Raw genomic sequence first — 23083 nt, forward strand, 5'->3', positions numbered from 1 at the left:
GCGTCGTGGCGGGGCCACGGCCGGGCGGGCCGACGCCGGGTGGACCGACACTGGGCGGGCCGACGCTGGCCCGGCTCGTGTCCGCCGAGGGCCTGGGGCTGCGCGTGCTGACCGGCGGCGACCTGCTGGACCGCACGGTCCGCTGGGTGTTCACCACCGACCTGCGCGACCCGGGCCGCTACCTGGCGGGCGGGGAGCTGGTGCTGACCGGGCTGATGTGGCGGCGGAGGCCCGCCGACTCCGAGGTGTTCGCGGCCGCCGTCGCGGCCCGGGGCGCGGTCGGCGTCGCGGCGGGCGCGGCGGCGCTCGGCGGCGTCCCGGGCGACCTGGTGGAGGCGTGCGCCCGGCACGGGCTGCCGCTGCTGGAGGTGCCCGCCGAGGTGTCGTTCGCGGCGCTGACCCGCCGGGTGATGACCGACCGGCGGGGGAGCCCGGCCGACCGGGGCGCGCTGCTGGCGGCCGTCGCCGCGAGCGGCGACCTGACCGCGCCGCTGGCGATCGTCGCCGGGGAGCTGGGGCGGCCCTGCTGGATCCTCGGCTCCACCGGCGAGACGCTGGCGGCCTCCCGTCCCCTGCCGCCCGCGCTGGCCGAGACGCTGACGGCCCGGTTCCACCGTTCGGGCTGCCAGCCGCGCCGGGCCCGGCACGCCGGGCGCGCGTTCGCGCTGCACCCGCTCACGCCCACCCCCCGGTCCCGCTTCCTGGCGGTGGAGACGGGAGGGGACCCCGGCCTCGACCTCGGCCCGGTCGCCGCCGACCTGGCCGCGGCGGTCGCGCTGCACGCCGCCCGCGAGGAGGAACGCGCCGCCGCCCGGCGCGTCCCGGCCGCGCGCCTGGTCCGGGGCCTGCTCACCGACGACCGCTCCCCCCGCGAACTGGGCGAACTGCGCGCCGACCTCGGCCTGACGATGCCGCTGACGGCCGTGTCGGTCGCGGTGACCGGCGCGGACGGCCCGGCGGTGGCGGCGTTCCTGCTGCACGGCCTGGCCCCGGCGGCGATCACCGAGTGGGACGGGGAGACCCTGGCCCTGGTCCCCGCCGATCCCGACCCGGCCCCGCGCCTGCGCACCGCCGCCCGCCTCCTGGCGGCCGCCCTCCCGGGCCGCCGCCTGACCGTCGGCGTCAGCGGGACGGCCTCGCGCGGCCTGGGCCCGCGCGAGGCGCTCCAGGAGGCCCGCAACGCCCGCCGCCTGGCCGCGCTGCGCCCGGACACCGCGGCTGTGACCAGCGGCGACGACATCGACTCGGTGGACCTGCTGATCGCCGCGATGCCCCGCGGCATCCGCCGCCGCTTCCGCGAGGGCCTGATCGGCGCGGTGGAGGCGTACGACGCCCGCCACAACGCGCGGCTGCTGGACACGCTGTCGGCGTTCCTGTCCCACTCGGGCTCCTGGCAGCGCTGCGCCGCCGACCTCCACGTCCACGTGAACACGGTCCGCTACCGGATGCGGAGGGTGGAGGAGCTGACCGGCCGGGACCTGAGCCGCTTCCCGGACCGGGTGGACCTGTTCCTGGCCCTGCGCCTGGCGGAATGGGAACGCCGCCGCTGATCCCTTTGCCAGAATGCCGTCGTATGGGCGCTGCGGAGACACCGGCGAACACCGGGGACCAGAAGGAGCCCGGCAAGTGGGCCATGGCGTGCGGATGCCTGGTCATGCTGCTGGGGCTGGGACTGATCGGCGGTCTCGTGTGGGCCGTGGTGTCGTTCCTGAGATGGGACCCGCCGGTTCCCTACAGCGAGGCGGCCACCCAGAAGGTCGTCCAGCCCTCGCCGAAGTGCTTCGGCCACATCGTTCCGCCCCTGCCGAAGGACAAGCGCCTCAACCGGCGGGCGCAACTGGAGCACGACGCGTGGGGGGACGCGGTGGGCATGACCTGCGACACCGACGTCAAGGTCGCCTGCCCGGACGACTGCGTCGTGACCTACAAGGGCAAGCAGGTGACCATCGCCGTCCTCAACCAGGGCTGCACCTCCTGGGACACCATGCGGTGGTGCAAGTACAGGCTGGAACCGCGGGCCTACTTCGTGACGACCAGGCACCTGCACAACGCGTTCTGGGGACGCACCGAACGGGAACGCCGCGAGGGCCACCACGTCCGGTGCGACACCATCCCCGGGGACGCGGAGGTCATCCCGCCCACGCCGAAGGAGACGGGCGGGAAGGGGGTCAAGCTCAGGTACCGCTGCTACACGCGCGACCCCGGCTCCATCACCTACTCCTACGCGGTGTGGACGAAGGACGGCTCCACCTTCACGTTCGAGGAGATCGACGACTGACTTGATCGTTTGTTGCCGGTTCGGCAAGAAGGTTTGCCTCTTCCGCATCGATCACGCAGGGTCGAGGTGGAGGTGGTTCTCGTGTCGAGAGCAATGAGTGAGCAGGTCATGGACGCGGTCGTCATCGGCGGAGGCGCCGCCGGACTGTCCGCGGCGGTGGCATTGAGCCGGTTCCGCCGCCGCGTGGTGGTGGTCGACGCCGGGCAGCCGCGCAACGCGCCCGCCGAGGGGGTGCACAACTACCTGTCCCGCGACGGGATCCCCCCGGCCGAGCTGCTGGCCGCCGGTCGCCGCGAGCTGGCCGGGTACGGCGGACAGGTCGTCGAGGGCACCGTCGTCGCGGCCCGGCGGGCGGACGAGGGGTTCGCGGTCGAACTGGCCGACGGGCGCGCACTGCGGGCGCGCCGGCTGCTGGTCGCCACCGGAGTGGTCGACGGCCTGCCGGACGTGCCGGGGATGCGGGAGCGGTGGGGACGCGACGTCCTGCACTGCCCCTACTGCCACGGCTGGGAGGTCCGCGACCGGGCCATCGTCGTCTACGGCACCAACCCGATGGCGGCGCACGTGGCGCAGATGTGGCGGCAGCTCAGCGACGACGTCACGCTGGTGCTGGAACCGGGCACGCGACTCGGACCGGAGCAGGCCGAGGGACTGGCCGCGCGGGGCGTCGAGGTCACCGACGGGCCGATCGCCGAACTTCTCACCGAAGGAGACCGTCTCACCGGGGCGCGCCTGGCCGACGGCCGCGTTCTGCCCTGCGCCGCGCTGGCGGTCGGCACCAGGCTCGACGCGCGCGCGGACTTCCTGACCGGCCTCGGGCTCGAACCGGTCGAGCACCGGATGGGCGACTTCGTCATGGGCACCCGCGTCGAGGCGGACGCGACCGGGGCCACCCCCGTGCCCGGGGTGTTCGTCGCGGGCAACGCGGCCGACCCGTTCGGCCAGGTCATCGGCTCGGCCGCGGCGGGGCTGACGGCCGCGGGCGCCCTCAACGCCTCCCTCATCGCCGAGGAGGTCGAACGGGCGGTCGCCGAGCACCGCGCCCGCTCCGAGGAGCCGTTCTCGGCGCGGATCGAGGCCGAGGTCAGCGCCCGACGGCACGGCCGGTAAGCGGCTCACGGCGCGCGGACCCCCAGCGCCGCCCGGACGCGTCGCAGCACCTCCTCCCGGGGCGCGGACTCCAGGAGGAGGTCGGGGCCGGTGAGGGCGGCGACCTCCTCGAAGGCGTCGCCGTGGTCGGTCAGCGTCCAGCCGCGCCAGGCGTCGTCCAGCCGCCGCAGGTCCATCGGGCAGTCGACCGACCACCAGTCCAGACGGCGTTCGCGGGCGTCGAGCAGCGCGCCGCCGCGCGGAACGGCCGCCAGCACCGCGCAGGGCGTGGCCTCGTCCTGCGGGGTGAGCAGCGGCGCGGGCCCGGCCATCAGCGGCTCGGCCAGGCAGCCGCCCCACCAGCCGCCGAACGACAGCCGACCGGTCGCGTCCCGCACGGCGATGACCGTGCCGGCCACCGTCGACGGGTCGTCGTCGTCCACCGGCGCGGACGCCCACTGCCCGGCGGGCAGCGAGAGGGGGTCGTCGAGATAGCGCACGGTGTCGTAGGGCAGCCCGAGGCGGTCCATGACCTCGTACAGCCCCCGCGTCGCCCAGGCCACGCGCCAACGGGGCCACGCGTTCTCCGCGAGCTCCAGCCAGGCGCGGATCTCCAGTACCGAGGTCCCGGGCTCGTAGCCGGGGATGTCCTCAACGGTGTGCACAAGCAGGAGACGGCGACGGAGGTCGAGCAGGGCGAAGCCGGTCCACCACACCGCGTTCATCCAGAAGTCCGGAGTGCCGCCCCGCTGGTCGCGGATGAACGCGACCGTGCGCTCCGGACCGTTGAGAAGGTCTCCCAGCAGCGAGTGCGCTCCACGGTCGCGCGACCAGACACGCGGGCCGTCGCGGTCCAGGATCACGTAGTGCGCGTGCCCACCTCCCACGGAGGCGATTCTGCCGCGTGGACCTTCTGGACGTGACGGTATTTTTCTGGCTAATGTACCGACCGTCTGGACGGTCGGGAGGGAACGATGCGGGATCGGATTCTGGACGCGGTCGAACGGATACTGGCGGCGGGCGGGGCCGACGCGATCCGGCTGGACGCGGTCGCGGCTGAGGCCGGGGTCAGCAAGGGCGGACTGCTGCACCACTTCCGGACCAAGCAGGCGTTGCTGGAGGGGGTGCTCGACCGGCTGGTGGAACGCTTCGAGGCCGAGCTTCCGCCGCCGGGGTCGCCGCCGGGCACGTTCACCCGCGCCTGGCTGGACGCCACGATCCCGCCCGACGACGTCCCCGCGAAAGCCCATGGCGACCGGGTCGCGGTCGCGATGCTGGCCGGGCTGTCCGGCGGCCCCGAAGTGCTCGACGCGTTGCGGCGCTGCTACCGGATCTGGCAGGAACGCCTGGCCGGCGACGGCCTCGACCCGGCCACGGCCTCCCTGGTCCGGCTCGCCGTCGACGGCTGGTGGATGGCGCGGCTGCTGGACCTGGCCCCGCCCCGCGACGACCTGCACCGGCAGGTCCGCGCCCGGCTGGACGCCATGATCGGGCAGGAGGCCCGATGAGCCGCGTCCTCGGCCCGACGAAGACCGCCATGCTGATCACCGACGTCGGGCTGCTGCTGTACTGGGCGGTGGTGTTCGCGGGCCTGATCCCGCCGGAGTACGCCTACCGCGACTACACGAACCCGATCCTGAGCGACTGGAACCACTCGTTCGTCCCGCTCGACCTGGCCGCGAGCCTCACGGGCCTGGCGTCGCTGTGCGCCCGCGCGGCACAGCGCCCGCTCATGACGGTCTCCCTCACGCTGACGAGCACGGCCGGACTGCAGGCGATCGCGTTCTGGGCGCTGCGCGGCGACTTCACCCTGGCGTGGTGGCTGCCGAACCTGTTCCTGCTGCTGTTCCCGCTGCCCGCGCTCGTCGTTCTGGCGCGAGGCGGCGAACACGCACCGGTCAGCCGGTGACCACCGCGAGCACCCGGGTGCCCTCGCGGAACGCGCCGCGCTCCGCGAGCGAGTGGACACCGGCCAGCATCTTCGCGACGTACACCCAGTCCAGCAGCAGCCCCTGCCGCCGCTGGAAGTCGGCGACGAACGCGTCCAGCTCCTCGTCGCGCCGGGCGTAGCCACCGAAGTGGAAGCCGGTGTCGATGCTCCAGTTCCCCCGGCGTTCCCCGTACGCCTCACGTTGCAGGCGCTCGACGTCCTCGTTCAGGAACGCGCCGCCCTTCAGGACGGCGAAGCCCAGCGCCCGCTGATGCGGGTCGAGCCCGGCGGCGAGGCCCGCGAGCGTTCCGCCGGTCCCGACCGCGCAGCACACGACGTCGAACGACGGATCGACCTCGGCTCCCAGCTCGGCGCATCCCCGCACCGCCAGCGCGTTGCTGCCGCCCTCCGGGACGAGATAGAAGTCGCCCCACCGTTCGCGCAAAGAGGCGACGACGTCCGGCTCGGTCTTGCGCCGGTAGGTGCCCCGGTCCATGTAGTCGAGCCTCATGCCCTGCGCGACCGCGTACGCCAACGACTCGTTGAGCGGAAGGCGCTCCTCCCCGCGCACGATCCCGACGGTGCCGAACCCGAAGATCCTCCCGGCCGCCGCCGTGGCGCGCAGATGGTTGGAGTAGGCCCCGCCGAACGTCAGCAACGTGCGGTGCCCCTGCTCGGAGGCGGCCCGGAGGTTGTACTTGAGCTTGCGCCACTTGTTGCCGGGCAGGTCCGGGTGGACGAGGTCGTCCCGCTTCAACGACAGCCGGACCCCGACCCGCTCCAGCCGCCCGTCCCGAACCTCCTCAACCGCCGACGGAACCCGCACCGTCACGCTTGATGCTCTCCGTGAGAAGCCGGAAGCCGTTCCCTCCGACAACGAGGACGGGACCGCCGGGGTCCTTGCTGTCGCGGATGGCGACCCTGGTGTGAGCGAACGCCAACTCCACGCAGTCGCCCCCGTTGGGCGCGCTACGCGTTGACTTGCGCCATTGAACCCTGCTCAGGTCCATCGGTCTTCAATCACCCTTCTGACGAAGTCGCGGGACATGTCCGCAGGCAGTGCGCGTGACCGCAGATCGATCAGCGTGAGCGCGAGGGCCGCGAGATCGTCGGTGGAGTCCGTCGTGATGGCCCGGATGGTCATTTCCATATACGCTACCTCGCTCCGATCTTCCATCGTCGCGACCACGAACGCGCCCCCGTTGCCGTTGTGCTCGCCGCTGCTGCGCACGATCTGCACCGTGACGTTGGGACGCTCGCTCATGGCGATCAGGTGCTCCAACTGCGCGCGCATGACCTCGGAGGAGCCGACAGGACGGTGAAGCACCTGCTCGTCGACGAGCGCGACGAGCGTGGTGGGAGCGGGGCTGTCACGGGTGAGGATCTGCTGCCGCGCCATGCGCGCCGCGCTCTTCTCCTCGGAACGCAGCGAAGCGCCGGCGTACTCCGGAGTCTGGAGCAGGCCGGGGATCATCGAGTGCTGGTAGGTGGTGAGCGTGACGGCCTCCTGCTCGACCTCGGGCCAGTCGAACCACAGCGGCACGGGCGAGCCGTCCCTGTTCAGATCGTCGTACAGGTCGAGGAGCGCGCCGCCCGCCCCGGTCAGCTGATCGACCGTCGCGGCGAACGAACGCTGGCAGCGCTTCTTGCCCGTCTCCACCTGCGACACGAACGAGGTCGTCGTGTTGGTGCGCGACGCCACGGCCTGCTGGAGGAGGTTCGCCTGCTCGCGATAGCGCCGCATCTGGCGGCCGAACGCCTGGAGGGCAGGCTGTGGCGTGGGGCGGGGACGCCGGGCGGCCATGCCGCGATCCTTTCACTGGATTAACCAAACAAGCTCGAACTTTCGGCTTGTGGTCCATCAGGTCTGGTTAACCGACACGGTACGTGATGGGTGTCTAACTAGAGGTGGCAATAGCCGAAAACCTCACGCGAAGGCACCCGCCATGGCCACAGCGCAGGAAAGCACGCCGCCCGTTCCCGTCACCGACCCGTCCACGCTGGTGATCGCCGCCGTTCCGGAGGGCATCAAGACCGCGCGTGACTTCGCGCGGCGCTGGTTCGAGGCCAAGGCGCTCGATGACTGCGGGACCGGCCTGCTCGTCATCTCCGAACTGGTCACCAACGCCTACCGGCACGGCTCCGAGCCCGGCGGCCCCGTCCTGGTGCGCCTCTACCTCTCGCACGACGGCCCGGTGGTGGAGGTCCGCGACACGAGCGCGGCCGAGCCGTACGTGAAGCCGTTCACGCTCACCGAGTTCTCCGGCAGGGGGCTGGCGACGATCCAGCTGATCACCCGCTCCTGGGGGTTCCACCACCTGTCGTCGGGCGGAAAGGCCGTCTATGCCGTGCTGGGGGAGAGGCCGGACCACCCCTCGCCTGGGTGATACTCGCGGAATGGGCGAGCCCTTTGACTTCTCCGACGACGGCTACGTGAGCATCGGGCCACGCGAGTACCTGGACAGGCTGCTGGCGGAGTACGGGCTCGCCGAGAACGAGGTGCGCGACGCGATCCGCGTTCGCCCCGCGCCCTACGGGAAGCGGGAGTACCTGGTCCACGAGTCGATGCTGCGTTCCCAAGGGGAGTACCCCTGCGCCGGGGACGCGGAGGCGTTGGAGTTCTGCCGCGAGGTGGCCGAAGCGCTGGCGACCGACCTTGGCATCACCCACGAAGAGGCGGTCGCCCAGGTGAACCGCCACTGGTCCGACAACGGCCCGGACGCGAAGCCACGCGTCTGGATCGTCGGCCTGGACATCGCCTACCACGAACTCCCCGAGTACTGGGCGGAACGCATCCGCGAGCAGGACGACGCATCCGTGCCCCGCTCCTCTTTCTGAAATCTTGCGCAAGGTGGCTGCAAGTTCGTAACGTGGCCGCGCCGGTTCCTCCAGGAGGAGCGACCACCGGTCGCATCGGCCCGCATGGCTACGCGGTCCGCATCATCCCTTGCTGAGAAACGCCGGTTCCTGTGTGAGGAGGGTCGCGTGCACGACGTCCTGGTGGTCGGTGGCGCGGGGATCGACACCATCGTCAGGGTCCCCGAGCTGCCCGTCCCGTTCGCGGACTCGGTGGCGGTGCCGCCGATCGAGGAGTACGTCGGCCACACCGGCAACGGCGTGGCCCTCGGTTGCCACGCCCTCGGCCTGCGCGCGCGGCTGATCGACTTCATCGGTGACGACCGCCACGGCCGCCTCATCGTCGAGCACCACCGGCAACGCGGCCTGGCCTTCTCCTGGCAGATCTCCCCGGCGGGCACCCGCCGCGCCGTCAACCTGGTGGACGGCAAGGGGCGGCGCAGTTCCCTCTACGACGCCCGCGACGTTCCCGACCAGCGAATGCCCGAGCCGTTCTACCGCCCGTTCCTGGAGAACGCGCGTCACGTGCACCTGTCGATCGTCGACTACGCCCGCCACCTGCTCCCGGACGTACGGCGGCTCGGCCTGCCCGTCTCCACGGACCTGCACGACTGGGACGGTGAGAACCCCTACCACCGCGACTTCGCCTACGGCTGCGACATCGTGTTCCTGAGCGCCGCCCGGCTCGGCGAGCGGGTCGACGCCGTGCTGACCGACATCGTCGAGCGTGGCCGCGCGCAGGTCGCGGTGGCCACCGACGGCGAGCGCGGCGGCTCCTACCTGCGGCGGGGCGGGACGGTCCAGCGCTTCGCCGCCGAGCGCGGTCCCGTCGTCGACAGCAACGGGGCGGGCGACGCGTTCGTCTCCGGGTTCCTCTTCGGCCGCCTGACCGGGCGGCCGCCGTCCGAATGCGTCCGCTACGGCGCCATCGCCGGGCTGCACGCCTGCGGCGCGGCCGGAACGCACCAGTCGCTGATCACCGCGGACGAGCTGGTGGGACGCTTCGCCGATCGGTAGAGCCACGCCCTCCCGCCCGACCGCCGTCAGAGGACCCTGCCGGCGGACGAGGCGGGGGCGATCTGCCCGAAGCGCTCCCGGACCTCGGCCGGAAGCATGCCGATGATCCGCAGGGTGTTGGCATGGGCCGCCTCATCGCCGTTGCGATGTCCGGCGGTGCCGCCCAGCACACCGACAACAGGGTCGGGCCAAGGCACGATCAGTCGCGTGCTGGCGCGCAGCGCGGCCAGGTGCACCCGCAACGCGTGATCGACGTAGGACGCTCCGGCCTTCCGGACCAGACAAGCGCCGTCCGGGCCACCTGGAAGCAGCCTCAACGGCAGATCCAGCTCGTCGTGTGGAACCGAGGGGCCCTCGTGCAGCGTGTAGATCGCGTAGGCGAGGCTGGACCTGTCCAGGGGAACGTCCACCCACCCCTGCTCGGAGGGCGGCGTGCGGGGCACGGGCACCAGCCCGGCCCAGTACAGCCTCACGGCGTCGACCTCTGCGCGCACCGCGCCAGCCGAGAACGCCGGCGCCCGGTACACGGTCTCCACCAACAACCCGTCGCCGCTGTGCCACAAGGCCACCCGGTGGACGCGGTCCCCCTCACCGCCCCCCGACGCTTCTGGCCACAGCGCGGTGTCCACGGCTTTGCTGAATCCCTCGTCGGCCAGGACCGCGCCGACACGTTCGAGGGGGTCACCGTAGACCGTGTCGGCCAGGGCGGCCCGCCGATCCCGGTCGTGGTTCACAACGCGGTGAGGCGTCCCGTCGATGTACTCCCATGCCCAGTCAGCGGCCAGGCCCCACGCCGCCGCCGCATCCTCCTCGGCAAGGGTCGTGCGTACCTGGTCACCGCGACCGTCGCGCTCCATCAGCTTCCAGACCGGTGTCAGGTCGTCCATATCCCAGCGCGTCACCACGGCACCATAGAGCAACCCCGAGACGAGCAGGTGCCATGCACCCTCCAGGCGGACCTTGCTCCAGACTGGGCAGGTGATCACGTACCGCCTGTGGCTGGCCGCGCTGCCCGCCCCCGTTCCCGAAGCGGAAGCTCGGATCTTCTGGAACTGCAAGGACGAGCCCACCCCGACGCTGGATGAGGCGCTCAGGCGTGCACCCCACATCTACGTGGGCTCATGGGGTGAGGAGCATGAGGAGCTACTGCCGCGGTCATGCCGATGCCCTGCCGCCCGGCTCTCGGCCTGGCTGTTCTTCAAGGGCACCATCGACCGCTGGCAGGCCCCGACACTCGACGCCCGGCTGCAGGACGAGCTACTGGAGCTTCTTCGGCCCCGACCGGACGACCTCCCCGCCCCCATCGCCCGAGCCCACGAGATCCAGAGCTTCCTGTCGGCGCATGCGGGATGGAGCTTGATTCCCCAGGCAGAAGCACCACCAGCCGACCAGGATGCCCTCTCACCCCAGAACCCGTGAGCAGCGCAGATGCGCCACCGAACAAGCCGCACCCGCAGCACGGCTCACGGCGCGGTCGCCCCACCCGGACGCGACCTGACCCCCGTCGACATCCACTCGTCGGTCTGGACCGCGGAGCCCGGGAAACGAAGCGCGACTGTCGGATCACATCGGTCGTGCGCGTAGGACGGGCTCGGCGAGGAGGCGGGCGGCGAGCGCGTGGTCGCAGCCGAGCACGGTGTACGAGAGGTCGGGGTCGCTTGACAGGCACCAGGTGCGGTCGGCGGGCCAGAGCACCGTCACGGGCTGCTCGTAGTCCCAGCGGGCCTCCCATGCGGTGTACAGCAGCTCCTGGAGGGAGCCGGCGACCAGGAAGTAGGCGATGTGCCCGCTCACCCGCTCGGCGAGGTCGTCGAGCGGCGGCTCGCCGGGGCTGCCGGGGGACACGGCGTCGTCCGGTGGTGACGCCGGACCGGGACCGGTGGAAGTGATGATGAGATCCGTGCCGGAGCCGGGGTCGGCGTCATAGGACGCCAGGCAGGCCGGGGTGTCGGGGCCGGTGGTGGTGAGCAGGATCCGCTCAAGGACGGTCTTCTGCCCGTCCGACGGGTGTCCTTCGGTGGAGGACGGTCCGAGGAAGGGCGCGGTCAGGTCGCTGGTGGCCGGTTCGGCACCGGGGTGTAGCACCGCGATCGTGTGGTCGTAGGCCGCCGGCAGCGGAGGGCCGTCAGCCTGTTCGGCCGAGGCGGCGACCCAGGCGGCGAACCAGGAGAGCTGATCCGGGGCGATGCGTTCGAGCATGGGACAAACCTATATTGCCCCAGAGCCGTTCGCATTCTCGGATTGTGAGACGGCGAGGGCGGGTCATGGAATGACCGCGGAAGGCGTGTTGCGGCCTGACCTGCAGCTCTACCTAGAGAGCGGGAAGTTGTTGAAAATTACTTCATCCGCTGGCCTCGTATGTCGATACAGTGTGTCGTGTCCACGGCCATGCCGGCTATCGCGCCTCGCCGCTCGACGAGGTGGGGTGGCTTCGGGAAGGCGGACCCGTTGAAGCAACCCGATGTGTCGTGACGACTTCCATCGCCCTCAGGTGGTACTCGGTTTATCGGTTGAGAACGTGATCGGCTCCTGATATTTTCCCCATGATTGTTCGGACGCATCAGGAGGCAGAATGAAGAAACTCTCGAAGATGGCCTGCTTTTCCGCGGCGCTCGTAGTTGGTGCGGTCTCGTTCTCTCCGTCGCCCGCCTATGCCGGCACCGGCTCTCCGGCCGCGCCCGCCGCTGGAAGCCTCGGAGCGGAACTGTCCCAGGGCCCCGTGGCCTCCACCAGCGCCGACGGCGAGGAGGTCTTCACTTTCACGGCCCGGTCGACCGCGCCCGGCGCCAAGAGCGCCGCTGCCGATCGCATCACCTGCAAGGGCGCGTACCGGGGCGGCAAGTACTATGACGCTCCGCACCCCGGGGCGAGCTCGAAGAAGCGCAGGATCAACGCTCACCTGTCGGTCACCTGCACCGGTGGGGGCGCCGGAGCGACGCACGTCACGGTCGCTTCACGGATGGTCGATGGCCGCCGAGCGGGCAAGATAAGCACGGACAAGGGCTTCCGCAGTGCCAAGACCGGCGGCGACCTCGCCTGTGTGTCGAGCAAGCGCGGCTACCAGGGCAAGGGCTACGTGTACGTCAAGTTCCCCCCGCGGTACAGCCCGCCGTCGGCGTCCTTGAACCCGGTCAGCATCATCAAGGCCTTCAAGAAGGGCAAGAAGGGCCTCTGCGTCAAGGCCTGACCGAGCATTTGAACGAGGCTTACCCGAAACCCCTGCCCTGTCCATAATGGCGGGCTGACCTGCGGAAACGCTAGCCGGTCAGGCGCTCGGCGGGAGGCTTCGGGTAAGCCTCAATGCGGGAATGCCTTCCGAAGGATCTATTCCAGCACCCGGTTCACTCAAGAGCGCCTGTTGCATCGTTCCCCGAAATGACTCCATGACGGTGTTGTCGAGGCGGTCACCGGCTGTCCCCATGGAGTCGGGCGGGGCGCCCACCCGGACGTGACCGGTGGAATATCGGGCGTCGGTGGCACGGTGGTATGCCGAACGCCTGGCCGGATCGTCGTCAGATTTCTCGCTACGTTCGGCGATTCTGAGACTTTGTCACCGGTTGCGGCCTTTGTCGTCAGTGGGCGGTTTGGGGAGGCGCGTCACCCGGTTGCGATGCCCGAACGCCCGAACCTGACCATCCAGCCAGAGGGCGCCTGGACCAAGCAGAGCACGCCACCTGAACGTGTTACCGGGGCATCGTTCGGAACGCCGCCGTGCCGCATCTCCCAGTCCTGGCCTCTTTCTCGAATTCCAGGCCGGAGTCCGGATACCTCCCCGGTGGTCGGTCATTACCGGCCTGGTGAGGTTCGCCCGGTATGCGGGGCCGGCTTGGGGCGACCGACGGCATTGGTGGGGACCACCGCTCCGCGTTGTGGAATTCGTCGGCGCTCTCGCTGGAGACGATGACCCCGCGGCCGCTGGTCTTCGCAACGGTCGCGGGGCCACTTCTCGGGTCAGGCTCCTCCGCAGATCAACGCGCGGAAGGTGATGGGACCCACCTGCCCGTCCGCGTCGATGCCGACCTTCTTCTGGAATTCCTTGACGGCCTTGGTGGTGTTCGCACCGAAGTATCCGTCGGGGGCGACCTTGTATCCGCGCGAGTACAGGGCGTACTGGACGGCCCTGGCCTTGAGGCTGTACTTGGTGGACGGCCTGACCGTGCCGAGGTCGGAGCGGACGTGTTCCCAGGTCTCCGGGCCGATCCGGCCGTTCTCGGAGAGGTTCCTGTCCTTCTGGTACGCCTGCACGGCCCTGGTCAGACTGGGATGGAAGGTGTCCTCGATCTCGGGAAGATCCAGGTACTTGTAGGCCATCATCAGCCAGCCCGCCGTGCCCACCTCCCAGCGTTCGTCGCCTTCCTTGAGCGTCGGCCAGGGAAGCGCCTCCACTTTCGCCTGGATGCTTCGTGACGTTTTCGGGCCGTCAGCGGATGCCGCGGACGCACCCGCGACGCCCGCGGTGACGGCCAGGACCATCACCACCAACGTCGTCACGAACGTGCGTAGCCTTGCCATGCGAGCCCCCTGTCTCGATGTGCGTCTTTCGAGAATTGGGACGTGGCCGTGATCAAGCCAGTTGGCGGCCGGACTGGCCGCATCCGGCGCCATCCGGCGGTCATACTTTCGCCGCCTTCAGGTGTCATCACGGACGCTTGTTCCCGGAAACCCGACCGGGCCCATCGCGACGGCGGCCCTCCACGCCGGAATGGCTTGCATTCCTGACCGGGATTCGCAGAGGGGCGAATTGCGGCTAGGTCGCTGCGATCGGCGGATGGCCGATCGTGCTGCGCCGAGCGGCGATCTGGGCGGAGGGACCGGCATCGTCGAGGTCGCCGAACCCCGCCGCGGACGTGGAGCTCACGCCGCCCTCTCGCGCCGGCAGGCGCGCTTGCGCTCAGGGGAGTGGGGCGCTTGATCATTTGACCTGCGTCGGGCCCGGTGAACGCCTGTGGTCAGCGCGCCGACCCATGGGACCGGCGCCTGCCCCCGGCGGAACGCGTCACCGGGTCGTCGTTCGGAACGTCGCCGTTCGTCGAGGACGACACGCTGTTCGCGCACCGGAGCCGGACCGGCTACGGGATCAGTGAGGTGTCGTTCGCCCCGGTCGGCGGTGGGTGGCGCGCCGCCGAGGCTCGCGTCGAACGCCGGTTGGCCGCGACTCGCGGGCCGTCCGACCGTCGGCACCGGGTAGCCGGGGAGGACTCTTCCATCCCTCTGATCCCGGCGGGGCCTTCGGTGGCGTCGACCGTGGTGGCCAGGTGCGTTCCGCCAGGTCACTCCGGTGCGGAGCCGCCACGCGATGTCGTTCGGCGCCTGCGCGCGCACCGTCCCGATGGAGTGCTCACCGACCGAAGTGCAACCGGAGGGTTGCGTCTTCGGAAATCCATGTGCAACTCTGGGGTTGCACTAAAGGGGACCGAGAACGGAGCCACCTCATGAACGAGGACCGGATCGAACGTGAGACCCTGATCGAGGCGTCGCTGGAGCGGGTGTGGTCGCTGGTGGCCGAACCCGGTTTCTGGGTGGCCGAAGAGGCGGTCGTGTCGGGCACCGTGGCCACGGAGGGCGCGTCGCTGATCGCGAACAATCCCCATGTGGGCGAGGTCCGGGTGCGTGTGGAGAAGGTCGAGCCGCCGACGTACGTGGCCTACCGTTGGACGAGCGCGTTCCCTGGAGAAGAGTTGCGTGAGGACAACAGCACGTTGGTGGAGTTCACGTTGAGCACCGAAGGCGACAGGACGCGGCTGCGCGTGGTCGAGAGCGGGTTCGCGGCCCTGAACACGACCCAGCAGTCGCGCGACCAGGCATGGCGGTTCAACACCATCGGCTGGTCCCAGGTGTTCGACGCCTTCAAGAAGCGCGCCGAGCAGCCACCGGTGTGACGGCCGAACACCGCGGCGACGTCCAGGCGGTCGACAGCGTCCTCGCCGCCTTGGCCGACCCGACCCGACGTCAGTTGCTCGATCTGCTCGCCGCGGAAGGCGAGGCCACGGCGACGACGCTCGCCGCGCGACTTCCCGTTTCGCGCCAGGCGGTGGTCAAGCACCTCGCCACCCTGGACGCCGCCGGGCTGGTGAGCGGCAGCCGCGTCGGACGCGAGGTGCGGTACGCGGTGCGGCCCGCGGCGCTGGACGCGACGGCGCGGTGGATGGCCTCGCTCGCAGCCGACTGGGACCGCCGGCTGGCGAACATCAAACGCATCGCCGAAGCGGCGGAGCGCGACTCTCCCTAGCGCTCCGCCCCTGTTTCCCCACGTGACCGACGGTGAACCGGCCGATCCGGTCGATGGCGCGTGCCCCCGGTCGCCACCCGGCCGCCGCGCCCACACCCGTCCTTCACCCGCGCTCATCGCCGCGGGGATCCCGTGACCGTGGACGGGCTTCGCCCTGCCCTGATTCCAGAATGAGCGCCGTCGCCGCGACCCGGAGCGTCGAGCTCACCGGCATCCGCCTCGCGCTGAGCGTGAACGTGGCCGTGACGGTCATCGGCGTGGCCCTGGTCTGGATCGGGCTGCGACCACGGGTGGGACAGCCCCGACCGCACCGGCACCAGCCCGCACCCGACCTGGCCGCGCCGCGGCCATGACACAAGGAGAACACCCAGTGGATCTGCAACTGGCAGGCAAGACCGCGGTCGTCACCGGCGGCAGCAAGGGCATCGGCCTGGCCCTCGTCCGCACCCTGCTCGCCGAGGGGATGCGCGTGGTCACCGGCTCGCGCACCATCACGGCGGAGCTGAAGGAGACCGACGCCGTCCCCGTGACCGTCGACCTCGCCACGGCCGACGGACCGGCCCGGCTCATCGACAGGGCCGTCGACGAGCTCGGCGGCATCGACCTGCTCGTCAACAACGTGGGGGTCGGCGACACCGACGACTTCGCGAAGGGCGTCCTCCTCAACCTGCTCGAACTGCCCGACGACGCCTGGGAGCACACCTTCGACCTGCACTTCTACAGCGCGCTGCGAGCCAGCCGGGCCGCACTTCCCAGCCTGATCGAACGGAAGGGCACGATCATCAATGTCTCGTCGGTCGGGGCGCGCAACCTCACCGCCGGGCCCGCCGACTACAACGTCTCCAAGGCCGCGCTCAACGCCCTCACCAAGGTGATCGCCGAGCAGTTCGGAGACCGGGGGGTGCGGGCCGTCACCGTGTCGCCGGGACCGGTGGACACCGGCGTGTGGACCGACCCCGACGGCTTCGTCGGCCGTCTGGCGAAGGAGCAGGGCGTCCCCCACGAGGCGTTCGTGGAGCAGGCGATGGGCGGGTTCGGCGTGACCACCGGCCGCCTCAGCACGTCGCAGGAGGTGGCGCGCCTCATCGCGTTCCTCGCCTCACCGAGCAACATCACCGGCAACGAGTACCTCATCGACGGGGGCATGACCAAGCACGTGTGACCCCCGCGGGCCACCCTGGACAGCTCCACCTGACGCCCACCGCCGTCCGGCCCGGGACGCGTTCCCCGAGGCCGGACGGCGACGGCGCTGTCATCGAGCGAACCGGCGTTCCGGCCGAGGCTCGTGACCCGCATCGCCCAAGCGCTTCTCGGCATCGCCGTCCTCCCCGCCATAGGCGTGTCAGGGGCGGTCCTGGAACCTCTGCCAGAGGGTTCCACCCTTGGCATGGCCGTCGCCGTCGTCGTCACGCTGGCGATGCCGGCTTTCGGGGTGGTGCTGGCGGTCCGCGGGTTCCTGATGGGCGTCATCTGCCGGCCCGGCGAGCTCATCGTTGGCGGCCGGGAACTTCGACTTGCCAGCGGTGGTGAACTCGGTCATCGTGTGCGCCCGCCAGCATGGGTGCAGCTCCTCCAAGGCCCGGGGGCCGGGCGGATACTTCCCTGGGAATGAGCCGCACCCATGCCAGAGTCGGTGCGGGGCTCACACGACGTACAGCCCGGGTCTGGCGCGGTGAGCGTCATGAGAGCTCAGCCGCGTTCTTCCTTCGCGATCGCCTCGCGGACGGCCGGGACGATCTCGTCGGCCCAGCGGCCGAGCGAGACGAGGTCGGGTGTTCCGCCACTGGCCGAGAAGAGCGTGAAGCCCGACGCGCCGTGTTCCAGGACGGCGCCGGTCAGTTCCTCGGTCCACTGGCCGACGGAACCGCCGACCCAGCGGCCGTCGCGGTCACGCGTGGCGGGCAGCGGCCGGTCGGTGACGCGCCCGGGGAAATTGAAGATCGTGCGGATCTCACGCGGATCGCGGCCCACGGCCGCCGCCGCCTCGTCGATGACCGGGCGCGACGCCCGGTACCGCTCGCTGAGCCAGTCCGCCGCGTGGCCGGGGATCCAGCCGTCGGCCACCCGGCCGGTGGCGGCCAGGGACTTTCGGCCGACCGATCCGGTCCACACCGGGGGCGCGGCCACCGGAGACGGCTCGATCTCGTTCACCTGGTGGTGGCGGCCCTGGTAGGTGACCGGCGGGCCACCGCCCGAGAGCATCTTGACCAGGACGATCGCCTCCTCGAAGGCGTCCACGGCATCGCCGGGCGACAGCCGCGGCACTCCCATGTCGGAGATCCGGTCCCACAGCCCGCCCGCGCCCATGCCGAGCACGACGCGGCCGCCCGACAGCGCCGACAGCGATGCCACCGTCCGCGCCAGCATGGGGGCCGGCCGGGTCGGCAGGTTGGTGACGTTGGCGAAGCCCGAGATGTGCTGGGTGCGCCCCAGGATGAAGCCGATCGTGGCGTAGGCGTCCAGGCGGCCACCGATGTAGGGGTGGTCGGAGAGCGAGAAGTGGTCGAGCTCGGCGCGGTCGGCCAGCCGCGCCATGCGCAGCAGCTCCTCCGCGTCGTCGATGCCGGGGTGCGTGCCGAAGCCGAAGGCGACTTCCGGTGCGGTCAAGGTTCTGCCTTTCGTTCGAGGGGGTCGTTCCACCGGCCGGGCCGGGATGTGATCACCAGGCGTACGCCTCGGGCGCGGGCTTGGCCCCGTTGGGAGCGGGCGGAGGGAAGAGCTCGTCCAGCTTGGCGAGCGTCCCGTCGTCGAGCGTGATCTGCAGCGCGCGCAGCGAGCCGTCGAGCTGCTCGGCCGTCCGCGGTCCGATGATCGGCCCGGTCACGCCGTCCTGCGCGAGCAGCCACGCCAGCCCGACGTGGGCCGGGTCCTCGCCGAGGTCGGCGCACAGCTTCTCGTACGCCTCGATGGTCTCCCGGTGCCGGGCGAGCGTGGCGGCCGAGCGCCCCGAGTCACCCCGGGAGGCGCCGCCCTCCCTCTGCTTGCGGAGAACGCCGCCGAGCACTCCGCCGTGCAGCGGCGACCACGGGATGACGCCCAGCCCGTAGTGCCTCGCCGCGGGCAGCACCTCCAACTCGACCCAGCGGGTCATCAGGTTGTAGATCGACTGCTCGCTGACCAGGCCGAGGAAGTGCCGGGACCGGGCGGCCTCCTGCGCCTGCGCGATATGCCAACCGGCGAAGTTCGAGGAGCCGAAGTAGAGCACCTTGCCCTGCTGGCGCAGGACGCTGAACGCCTCCCAGATCTCCTCCCACGGCGTGTCCCGGTCGACGTGGTGCATCTGGTACAGATCGATGTGGTCGGTCCGCAGGCGCTTGAGGGACGCCTCGCACGCGCGCCGGATGTTCAGCGCCGACAGGAACCTCTCGTTGGGCCAGTCGCCCGTCGGGAGGTAGAGCTTGGTGGCCAGGACGGTCTTCTCGCGCCGTCCGCCGCCGGTGGCGAACCACCGGCCGATGATCTCTTCGGTGACGCCGTCGCCCGGCTCCATGCCGTACACGTTGGCGGTGTCGAAGAAGTTGATGCCGTGCCCGTGCGCACGGTCCATGATCGTGTGGCTGTCCTTCTCGGCCGTCTGGGGCCCGAAGTTCATGGTGCCGAGCACGAGCCGGGACACGGAAAGGCCACTGCGGCCAAGGCGGGTGTACTCCACGTGTTGCAACCTTTCAGGGGGTGGGGTCGAGCTGCTCGACGAGGTGGCCGGTGAACGGATCCGCAGCCGGGACAGCGGAGGGACCCTCGTGGCCTGCGCCGATGGCCGCCACCGCGTGGCTCATGGATCTCCGCTCCCGGACACGGGGGTCGAGTTCGTGGCGCGCCGCCACATTGGCGATACGGAACGCTCCGTGCCGCCTGAAGTATGCGCGCATCGTTCGCGCGCAGTCAAGACGGAACGATCCGTGCCGCCTGACGGTTATCCTGAGGCCATGTCACCCCGACGACCGGAACGCCGCAGCGAAGAGTCAGCCAGGGCCATCGTGCAGGCCGCTTTGGACCTCTGCCGTGAGGTCGGCTACCGCAAGCTCAGCATCGAGGGCATCGCCGCCCGCGCCGGAGTCGGCAAGAACACGATCTACCGGTGGTGGCCCTCCAAGTCCGCCGTCCTGCTGGACGGGCTGGTGTCCGCCGTGACGGACGTCGCCTTCCCCCACACCGAGGACGTGGCCGCCGATCTCAAAACGCAGATGGTGACCGTCGCCGGCAGTATCGCCAGCCCCGACATCGGCCCCCACTACGCCGCGCTGATCGGCGAGGCCCAGCAGGACCCCGAACTCGCCCGCGCCCTGTGGGACCGTCTCATCAGCCATCTGGTGGCCGCCGCCATCCAGCGCATCCAGCTCGCGCAACGCCAGGGCCAGATCCGCCCGGACCTGGCTCCCGACCTCGTCGTCGAACTGCTTTACGGCCCCATCTACTACCGCTATCTCATCCGCCAGCGTCTCCCCGACAAGGAGCACATCAACGCGATCGTGGACACCGCTCTCACCGGTTTGACCCCACCGCCGACCTCCTCCCAGGCGCCCCCTCCCGCATAAGGAGTCCTCGCACGCGGCGGGTCGGCGGAGGCAGATGAGAGCGGCGGCGTCGCCGATGCCGGAACGCCGGGCGCCCCAGGTGCTACGACCAGCCCACCATCAGCCGTGGCCACGCACATCGAGTGGTCATTCCGGTAGTTCGGCAGAGCCGGAGGCGGAACCGCCCGGGCCCCGGCAAGGCCCGGTGATCGCGCGGTCGGCGTTCCGCGTCGGCCGTCACCGTCTGTGGTGGTCGGTGGGTGGCGGTGTCCGCTCCGTGGTGAGTTGCACGGTGATGGCGGTGAGGCGTTCGGCCAGCGCGCCGGGGTCGGATCTTGTCATCGCGGTGAGTTCGATGGTCGCCGTCACGTGACGGAGCGGTCTGAAGCGGACGGCGGGGCGTGGCGCGGACGCCGCGGCGGGCACGACGGTGACGCCGAGCCCGCACTCGACCATGGCGATCTGTGAGGTCACCGACCGCGCCCAGTGGGCCGGGGCGGGGCTGAAGCCGGCCGCCCGGCACAGGGTCGCCATGGCGTCGTGGTAGTCGGGCGAGATGTGGCGGTGCAGCCATACCCACGGGGAGCCCGCGAGGTCGGCCAGGTCCAGTGGGCCGGTGGCCTCGGCGGCGGGGTGGCGCGGGGGCAGGGCCGCGACGAACCGGTCGGCGAAGAGCGAGGTCGCGGTGGTGCCGCGTACGGGGGCGGTCTGACGCACGATGGCCCAGTCGAGCGAGTGGTCGAGCAGTCCTCGCGCGGCCTCGTGGGTGTCGATCTCCTGGGTGCGGATCTCGACGTCCGGCAGGGCCGCGTGGAAGCGTTCCAGCACGAGCGGCAGGGGCCAGGAGAAGGCCGAGGCGACGGCGCCCAGGCTCAGCCGTCCACCGCGCCCGGTGGCGGCTTGCCGGGCGGCGGCCTCGGCCTCCTCGGCCTGCCGGATCAGGGCGCGGCAGTGGCTCAGGAACACGGCTCCGGCGTGGCTGAGGGCGACCGACCGCTGGGTGCGGTGCAGCAGTTCACAGCCGAGCTGGTGTTCCAGTTGTTTGATCGCCTGGGACAGCGGTGGCTGGGACATCTGCAGCCGCCGCGCCGCGCGTCCGAAGTGGAGTTCCTCGGCGACCGCGACGAAGTACCGGGCCTGCCGGATCTCGACCATGATTCGCTCAGCCTCTTACCGGGAGAGGTGATCAGACCTTCCGAATATATCTGGAGGCTGCTGAAGTGGAACGCATGAGCGACTCCTCTCTCCTGGACCGCTTCGCGGCGCTCGACGCCGCTGCGGTCAGCGACGCCCTCGACCGGCTCGGGCTTCCCTGCGGCGTCGGCGGCATCGGTCCGGTGTGGGGTCCCGCGGCGGTGGTGGGGTTCGCCGTCACCGTGGGGCTCGAACCGCGCGCCGAAGGACCCGCCGGAGCCCACATCGTCACCACGGCCGTCGAGAGGTGCGATGACCAGAGCGTGATCGTCGTCGACAACCAGGGCCGCACCGACGTGTCGTGCTGGGGCGGCATCCTGAGCCTGGGCGCGTCCCTTCGCGGTGTTCGCGGCGTCGTCGCCGACGGCGTGTGCCGCGACGTGGCGGAGGCCCGTGAGCTGGGTTTCCCGGTGTTCGCGCGGGGTTCGGTCCCGGCCACGGCGCGGGGCAGGCTGCGGCAGCGCTCCACCGGCGAGCCGGTCGGCGTCGCCGGGCTCACGGTCGAGCAGGGCGACGTCGTCGTCGCCGACGAGAGCGGCCTGGCCGTCGTCCCGCGCGAGCGGGCCGAGGAGGTGGCGCGGATCGCCACCGCGATCGTCGCCCGGGAACGCGCCATCGCCGACGAGGTGCGCGCGGGCGCGCCGCTCTCCCGGGCCATGCACGACGCCCGCCTCGCCGAGGACGGGGAGCCGGGCCGATGAGCGACCCCACCGCCGCCCCGCACCTCGCCGCCGACCTGTCCACCGCGTCGGTCTCCGACGCCCTCGACTCGCTCGGGCTCCCCGGGTCCCTCCACGGCATCGGCGCGCTGCGCCAGGGCCAGCGGACGGCCGGACCGGTCTTCACCGTCACCTACGAACCGGTCGACGAGGCCGGCGGCACGGTGGGCGACTTCCTGGACGACGTCCCCGCCGGCGCGGTGGTCCTGATCGACAACGCTGGCCGCACCGACTGCACGGTGTGGGGCGGCATCATGAGCCGGACCGCCCACGAACGCGGCATCGCGGGCACCGTCATCCACGGCGCCTGCCGGGATGTCGCCGTCGCGACCGCCGCCGGTCACCCGATCTGGTCGGTCTCCCGGTTCATGCGCACCGGCAAGGACCGCGTGCGGGTGGCCGCGGTCCAGACGGCCGTCACCATCGACGGCGTCCTCGTCCACCCCGGCGACGTCCTCGTGGCCGACGACGACGGCGCCGTGGTCGTCCCGGCCGGGCGCTGGGACGAGGTGGCGGACATCGCCCGGCGCATCGACCGCGTCGAGGAGGCCATCGTCGAGGCCGTCCGCGGCGGCGCCACCCTCGCCCAGGCGCGTGCACGGCACGGCTACCACTCGCTGCAGACCCGTAAGGACCCCTCGTGAGCACGAACGACCTCGCCCGCGGCCACTCCAGCGCCACCCTGTCCGAGGCGTCCGGGCTTCCCGTGGCGCTCTCCCCGCGGATCCGGCCGCTGTGGCCCGGCGCCCGGCTGTGCGGCCCGGCGTTCACCGTGCAGGGCGCCGGCGGGGACAACCTCGCCCTGCACCACGCCGTCCTGGAGGCGCCGCCCGGCTCGGTCCTGGTCGCCGACGTCGGCGGCGCCCGCTTCGGCCACTGGGGCGAGATCCTCACGGTGGCCGCCCAGCAGCGCGAGATCGCGGGCCTGCTCATCGACGGCGGCGTCCGGGACGCGGCGGAGATCCGGGCGCTGGGCTTCCCGGTCTTCTCGCGCAACAACGCGATCTTCGGGACCCGCAAGGACTTCCGCGGCGTCCTCGGGCGTCCCGTCACCGTCGGCGGTGTCATCGTCCACGCCGGTGACCTCGTCGTCGGGGACCTCGACGGGGTCGTGGCCCTTCCCGCGTCCGAGACCCGGCCGATCCTCGACCGCGCCGACGCTCGCGTGGCACACGAGAGGGAGCTGATGGAGCGGCTGCGGGAAGGCCGCAGCACCCTGGAGCTGTACGGCGGCTTCGAAGCCGCCGGGCGGTGACG

Annotated in this window: 29 protein-coding genes; 18 read left to right on the forward strand and 11 right to left on the reverse strand. The window is 71.2% G+C overall.

The window, feature by feature from the left end; translation table 11 throughout:
* Nucleotides 1-5: 5 nt before the first annotated feature.
* The 3 genes from AKI01S_RS05680 (at nt 6) to AKI01S_RS05690 (ending at nt 3388) form a co-directional block, all read left to right on the forward strand.
* Entirely contained in the window at nt 6-1550 is a 1545-nt protein-coding gene (locus AKI01S_RS05680) for a PucR family transcriptional regulator (RefSeq protein ID WP_169813910.1), read from the forward strand.
* A gap of 23 nt (nt 1551-1573) precedes the next feature.
* Nucleotides 1574-2278: a hypothetical protein gene (locus AKI01S_RS05685; RefSeq protein WP_157419682.1), complete on the forward strand. Its 705-nt coding sequence runs from the start codon at nt 1574-1576 to the stop codon at nt 2276-2278.
* A 93-nt stretch (nt 2279-2371) separates the two neighbouring features.
* The gene (locus tag AKI01S_RS05690) at nt 2372-3388 is read left to right on the forward strand and encodes an NAD(P)/FAD-dependent oxidoreductase (RefSeq protein ID WP_067812695.1); all 1017 of its coding nucleotides are present in this window, start codon (nt 2372-2374) and stop codon (nt 3386-3388) included.
* Between the two features lie 5 nt (nt 3389-3393).
* On the opposite strand, the gene AKI01S_RS05695 is transcribed toward AKI01S_RS05690, so the two are convergent.
* The gene (locus tag AKI01S_RS05695) at nt 3394-4254 is read right to left on the reverse strand and encodes a hypothetical protein (RefSeq protein ID WP_157419683.1); all 861 of its coding nucleotides are present in this window, start codon (nt 4252-4254) and stop codon (nt 3394-3396) included.
* 87 nt (nt 4255-4341) lie between these two features.
* On the opposite strand from AKI01S_RS05695, the gene AKI01S_RS05700 reads away from it, so the two are divergent.
* Together AKI01S_RS05700 and AKI01S_RS05705 are read left to right on the forward strand one after the other, a co-directional pair.
* Nucleotides 4342-4875 carry a TetR/AcrR family transcriptional regulator gene (locus AKI01S_RS05700; protein WP_067812697.1) on the forward strand — a complete coding sequence of 178 codons (534 nt, stop codon included), beginning with the start codon at nt 4342-4344 and terminating at the stop codon, nt 4873-4875.
* Nucleotides 4872-5276: a DUF5360 family protein gene (locus AKI01S_RS05705; protein ID WP_067812698.1), complete on the forward strand. Its 405-nt coding sequence runs from the start codon at nt 4872-4874 to the stop codon at nt 5274-5276. Before AKI01S_RS05700 ends, AKI01S_RS05705 begins: the two co-directional genes overlap by 4 nt.
* On the opposite strand, the gene AKI01S_RS05710 is transcribed toward AKI01S_RS05705, so the two are convergent.
* Genes AKI01S_RS05710 through AKI01S_RS05720 form a run of 3 tightly spaced genes read right to left on the reverse strand, consistent with a single transcriptional unit; the run spans nt 5266 to nt 7101 of the window.
* Nucleotides 5266-6129 carry a 1-aminocyclopropane-1-carboxylate deaminase/D-cysteine desulfhydrase gene (locus AKI01S_RS05710; protein ID WP_067812699.1) on the reverse strand — a complete coding sequence of 288 codons (864 nt, stop codon included), beginning with the start codon at nt 6127-6129 and terminating at the stop codon, nt 5266-5268. The genes AKI01S_RS05705 and AKI01S_RS05710 overlap by 11 nt on opposite strands.
* Nucleotides 6101-6307, reverse strand: coding sequence for a DUF397 domain-containing protein (locus tag AKI01S_RS05715; protein WP_067812700.1), 207 nt, complete (start codon nt 6305-6307; stop codon nt 6101-6103). Before AKI01S_RS05715 ends, AKI01S_RS05710 begins: the two co-directional genes overlap by 29 nt.
* On the reverse strand, nt 6298-7101 hold the full coding sequence (locus AKI01S_RS05720; protein WP_067812701.1) for a helix-turn-helix domain-containing protein: 804 nt from the start codon (nt 7099-7101) through the stop codon (nt 6298-6300). Before AKI01S_RS05720 ends, AKI01S_RS05715 begins: the two co-directional genes overlap by 10 nt.
* Nucleotides 7102-7243: 142 nt before the next feature.
* Here AKI01S_RS05720 and AKI01S_RS05725 point away from each other — a divergent pair, with 142 nt between their 5' ends.
* From AKI01S_RS05725 to AKI01S_RS05735, 3 genes are all read left to right on the forward strand, one after another.
* Nucleotides 7244-7684: an ATP-binding protein gene (locus tag AKI01S_RS05725; RefSeq protein WP_067812702.1), complete on the forward strand. Its 441-nt coding sequence runs from the start codon at nt 7244-7246 to the stop codon at nt 7682-7684.
* 10 nt (nt 7685-7694) lie between these two features.
* Nucleotides 7695-8135, forward strand: coding sequence for a hypothetical protein (locus AKI01S_RS05730; protein ID WP_067812703.1), 441 nt, complete (start codon nt 7695-7697; stop codon nt 8133-8135).
* Nucleotides 8136-8282: 147 nt separating this feature from the next.
* Nucleotides 8283-9170, forward strand: a complete 888-nt coding sequence (locus tag AKI01S_RS05735) for a carbohydrate kinase family protein (RefSeq protein ID WP_245681488.1) — start codon at nt 8283-8285, stop codon at nt 9168-9170.
* Between the two features lie 26 nt (nt 9171-9196).
* Here the strand turns inward: AKI01S_RS05735 and AKI01S_RS05740 are convergent, their stop codons facing one another.
* Complete coding sequence (locus tag AKI01S_RS05740) at nt 9197-10156, reverse strand: hypothetical protein (protein WP_157419684.1); 960 nt, start codon at nt 10154-10156, stop codon at nt 9197-9199.
* Between AKI01S_RS05740 and AKI01S_RS05745 the strand changes: the two genes are divergently transcribed.
* Nucleotides 10149-10589: a hypothetical protein gene (locus tag AKI01S_RS05745; RefSeq protein ID WP_157419685.1), complete on the forward strand. Its 441-nt coding sequence runs from the start codon at nt 10149-10151 to the stop codon at nt 10587-10589. The genes AKI01S_RS05740 and AKI01S_RS05745 overlap by 8 nt on opposite strands.
* A gap of 144 nt (nt 10590-10733) precedes the next feature.
* Here the strand turns inward: AKI01S_RS05745 and AKI01S_RS05750 are convergent, their stop codons facing one another.
* The gene (locus AKI01S_RS05750) at nt 10734-11369 is read right to left on the reverse strand and encodes a hypothetical protein (protein WP_067812706.1); all 636 of its coding nucleotides are present in this window, start codon (nt 11367-11369) and stop codon (nt 10734-10736) included.
* Between the two features lie 373 nt (nt 11370-11742).
* Between AKI01S_RS05750 and AKI01S_RS05755 the strand changes: the two genes are divergently transcribed.
* Nucleotides 11743-12357 (forward strand): hypothetical protein, encoded by a 615-nt coding sequence (locus AKI01S_RS05755; protein ID WP_157419686.1) that lies wholly within the window; start codon nt 11743-11745, stop codon nt 12355-12357.
* 764 nt (nt 12358-13121) lie between these two features.
* Here the strand turns inward: AKI01S_RS05755 and AKI01S_RS05760 are convergent.
* A complete protein-coding gene (locus AKI01S_RS05760) occupies nt 13122-13775 on the reverse strand; it encodes a peptidoglycan-binding domain-containing protein (protein WP_083998971.1) in 654 nt (217 codons plus the stop codon).
* 827 nt (nt 13776-14602) lie between these two features.
* On the opposite strand from AKI01S_RS05760, the gene AKI01S_RS05765 reads away from it, so the two are divergent.
* From AKI01S_RS05765 to AKI01S_RS05780, 4 genes are all read left to right on the forward strand, one after another.
* Nucleotides 14603-15049: an SRPBCC domain-containing protein gene (locus tag AKI01S_RS05765; protein WP_067812709.1), complete on the forward strand. Its 447-nt coding sequence runs from the start codon at nt 14603-14605 to the stop codon at nt 15047-15049.
* On the forward strand, nt 15046-15399 hold the full coding sequence (locus AKI01S_RS05770; protein ID WP_067812710.1) for an ArsR/SmtB family transcription factor: 354 nt from the start codon (nt 15046-15048) through the stop codon (nt 15397-15399). The genes AKI01S_RS05765 and AKI01S_RS05770 overlap by 4 nt, the downstream gene beginning before the upstream one ends.
* Nucleotides 15400-15569: 170 nt before the next feature.
* Entirely contained in the window at nt 15570-15752 is a 183-nt protein-coding gene (locus AKI01S_RS05775; RefSeq protein ID WP_067812711.1) for a hypothetical protein, read from the forward strand.
* 17 nt (nt 15753-15769) lie between these two features.
* Nucleotides 15770-16561 (forward strand): SDR family NAD(P)-dependent oxidoreductase, encoded by a 792-nt coding sequence (locus AKI01S_RS05780; protein ID WP_067812712.1) that lies wholly within the window; start codon nt 15770-15772, stop codon nt 16559-16561.
* 180 nt (nt 16562-16741) lie between these two features.
* On the opposite strand, the gene AKI01S_RS05785 is transcribed toward AKI01S_RS05780, so the two are convergent.
* The 3 genes from AKI01S_RS05785 to AKI01S_RS05795 all read right to left on the reverse strand — a co-directional run bounded on the left by AKI01S_RS05785 (nt 16742) and on the right by AKI01S_RS05795 (nt 19051).
* A complete protein-coding gene (locus tag AKI01S_RS05785; RefSeq protein WP_067812713.1) occupies nt 16742-16939 on the reverse strand; it encodes a hypothetical protein in 198 nt (65 codons plus the stop codon).
* Nucleotides 16940-17088: 149 nt separating this feature from the next.
* Complete coding sequence (locus tag AKI01S_RS05790; RefSeq protein ID WP_067812714.1) at nt 17089-18006, reverse strand: LLM class flavin-dependent oxidoreductase; 918 nt, start codon at nt 18004-18006, stop codon at nt 17089-17091.
* 52 nt (nt 18007-18058) lie between these two features.
* Nucleotides 18059-19051, reverse strand: a complete 993-nt coding sequence (locus tag AKI01S_RS05795; protein WP_067812715.1) for an aldo/keto reductase — start codon at nt 19049-19051, stop codon at nt 18059-18061.
* A gap of 274 nt (nt 19052-19325) precedes the next feature.
* Here AKI01S_RS05795 and AKI01S_RS05805 point away from each other — a divergent pair, with 274 nt between their 5' ends.
* On the forward strand, nt 19326-19934 hold the full coding sequence (locus AKI01S_RS05805; protein ID WP_067812717.1) for a TetR/AcrR family transcriptional regulator: 609 nt from the start codon (nt 19326-19328) through the stop codon (nt 19932-19934).
* A gap of 216 nt (nt 19935-20150) precedes the next feature.
* Here the strand turns inward: AKI01S_RS05805 and AKI01S_RS05810 are convergent, their stop codons facing one another.
* Nucleotides 20151-21068, reverse strand: a complete 918-nt coding sequence (locus tag AKI01S_RS05810; RefSeq protein ID WP_067812718.1) for a LysR substrate-binding domain-containing protein — start codon at nt 21066-21068, stop codon at nt 20151-20153.
* A gap of 74 nt (nt 21069-21142) precedes the next feature.
* Between AKI01S_RS05810 and AKI01S_RS05815 the strand changes: the two genes are divergently transcribed.
* The 3 genes from AKI01S_RS05815 to AKI01S_RS05825 are packed head-to-tail and all read left to right on the forward strand — an operon-like array spanning nt 21143 to nt 23081.
* A complete protein-coding gene (locus AKI01S_RS05815; protein WP_067812761.1) occupies nt 21143-21808 on the forward strand; it encodes an RraA family protein in 666 nt (221 codons plus the stop codon).
* Nucleotides 21805-22470: an RraA family protein gene (locus AKI01S_RS05820; RefSeq protein ID WP_067812719.1), complete on the forward strand. Its 666-nt coding sequence runs from the start codon at nt 21805-21807 to the stop codon at nt 22468-22470. The genes AKI01S_RS05815 and AKI01S_RS05820 overlap by 4 nt, the downstream gene beginning before the upstream one ends.
* Complete coding sequence (locus AKI01S_RS05825; RefSeq protein ID WP_067812720.1) at nt 22467-23081, forward strand: RraA family protein; 615 nt, start codon at nt 22467-22469, stop codon at nt 23079-23081. Before AKI01S_RS05820 ends, AKI01S_RS05825 begins: the two co-directional genes overlap by 4 nt.
* Nucleotides 23082-23083 lie beyond the last annotated feature (2 nt).

Source organism: Actinomadura kijaniata NBRC 14229, from assembly GCF_001552175.1.
GTDB lineage: Bacteria > Actinomycetota > Actinomycetes > Streptosporangiales > Streptosporangiaceae > Spirillospora > Spirillospora kijaniata.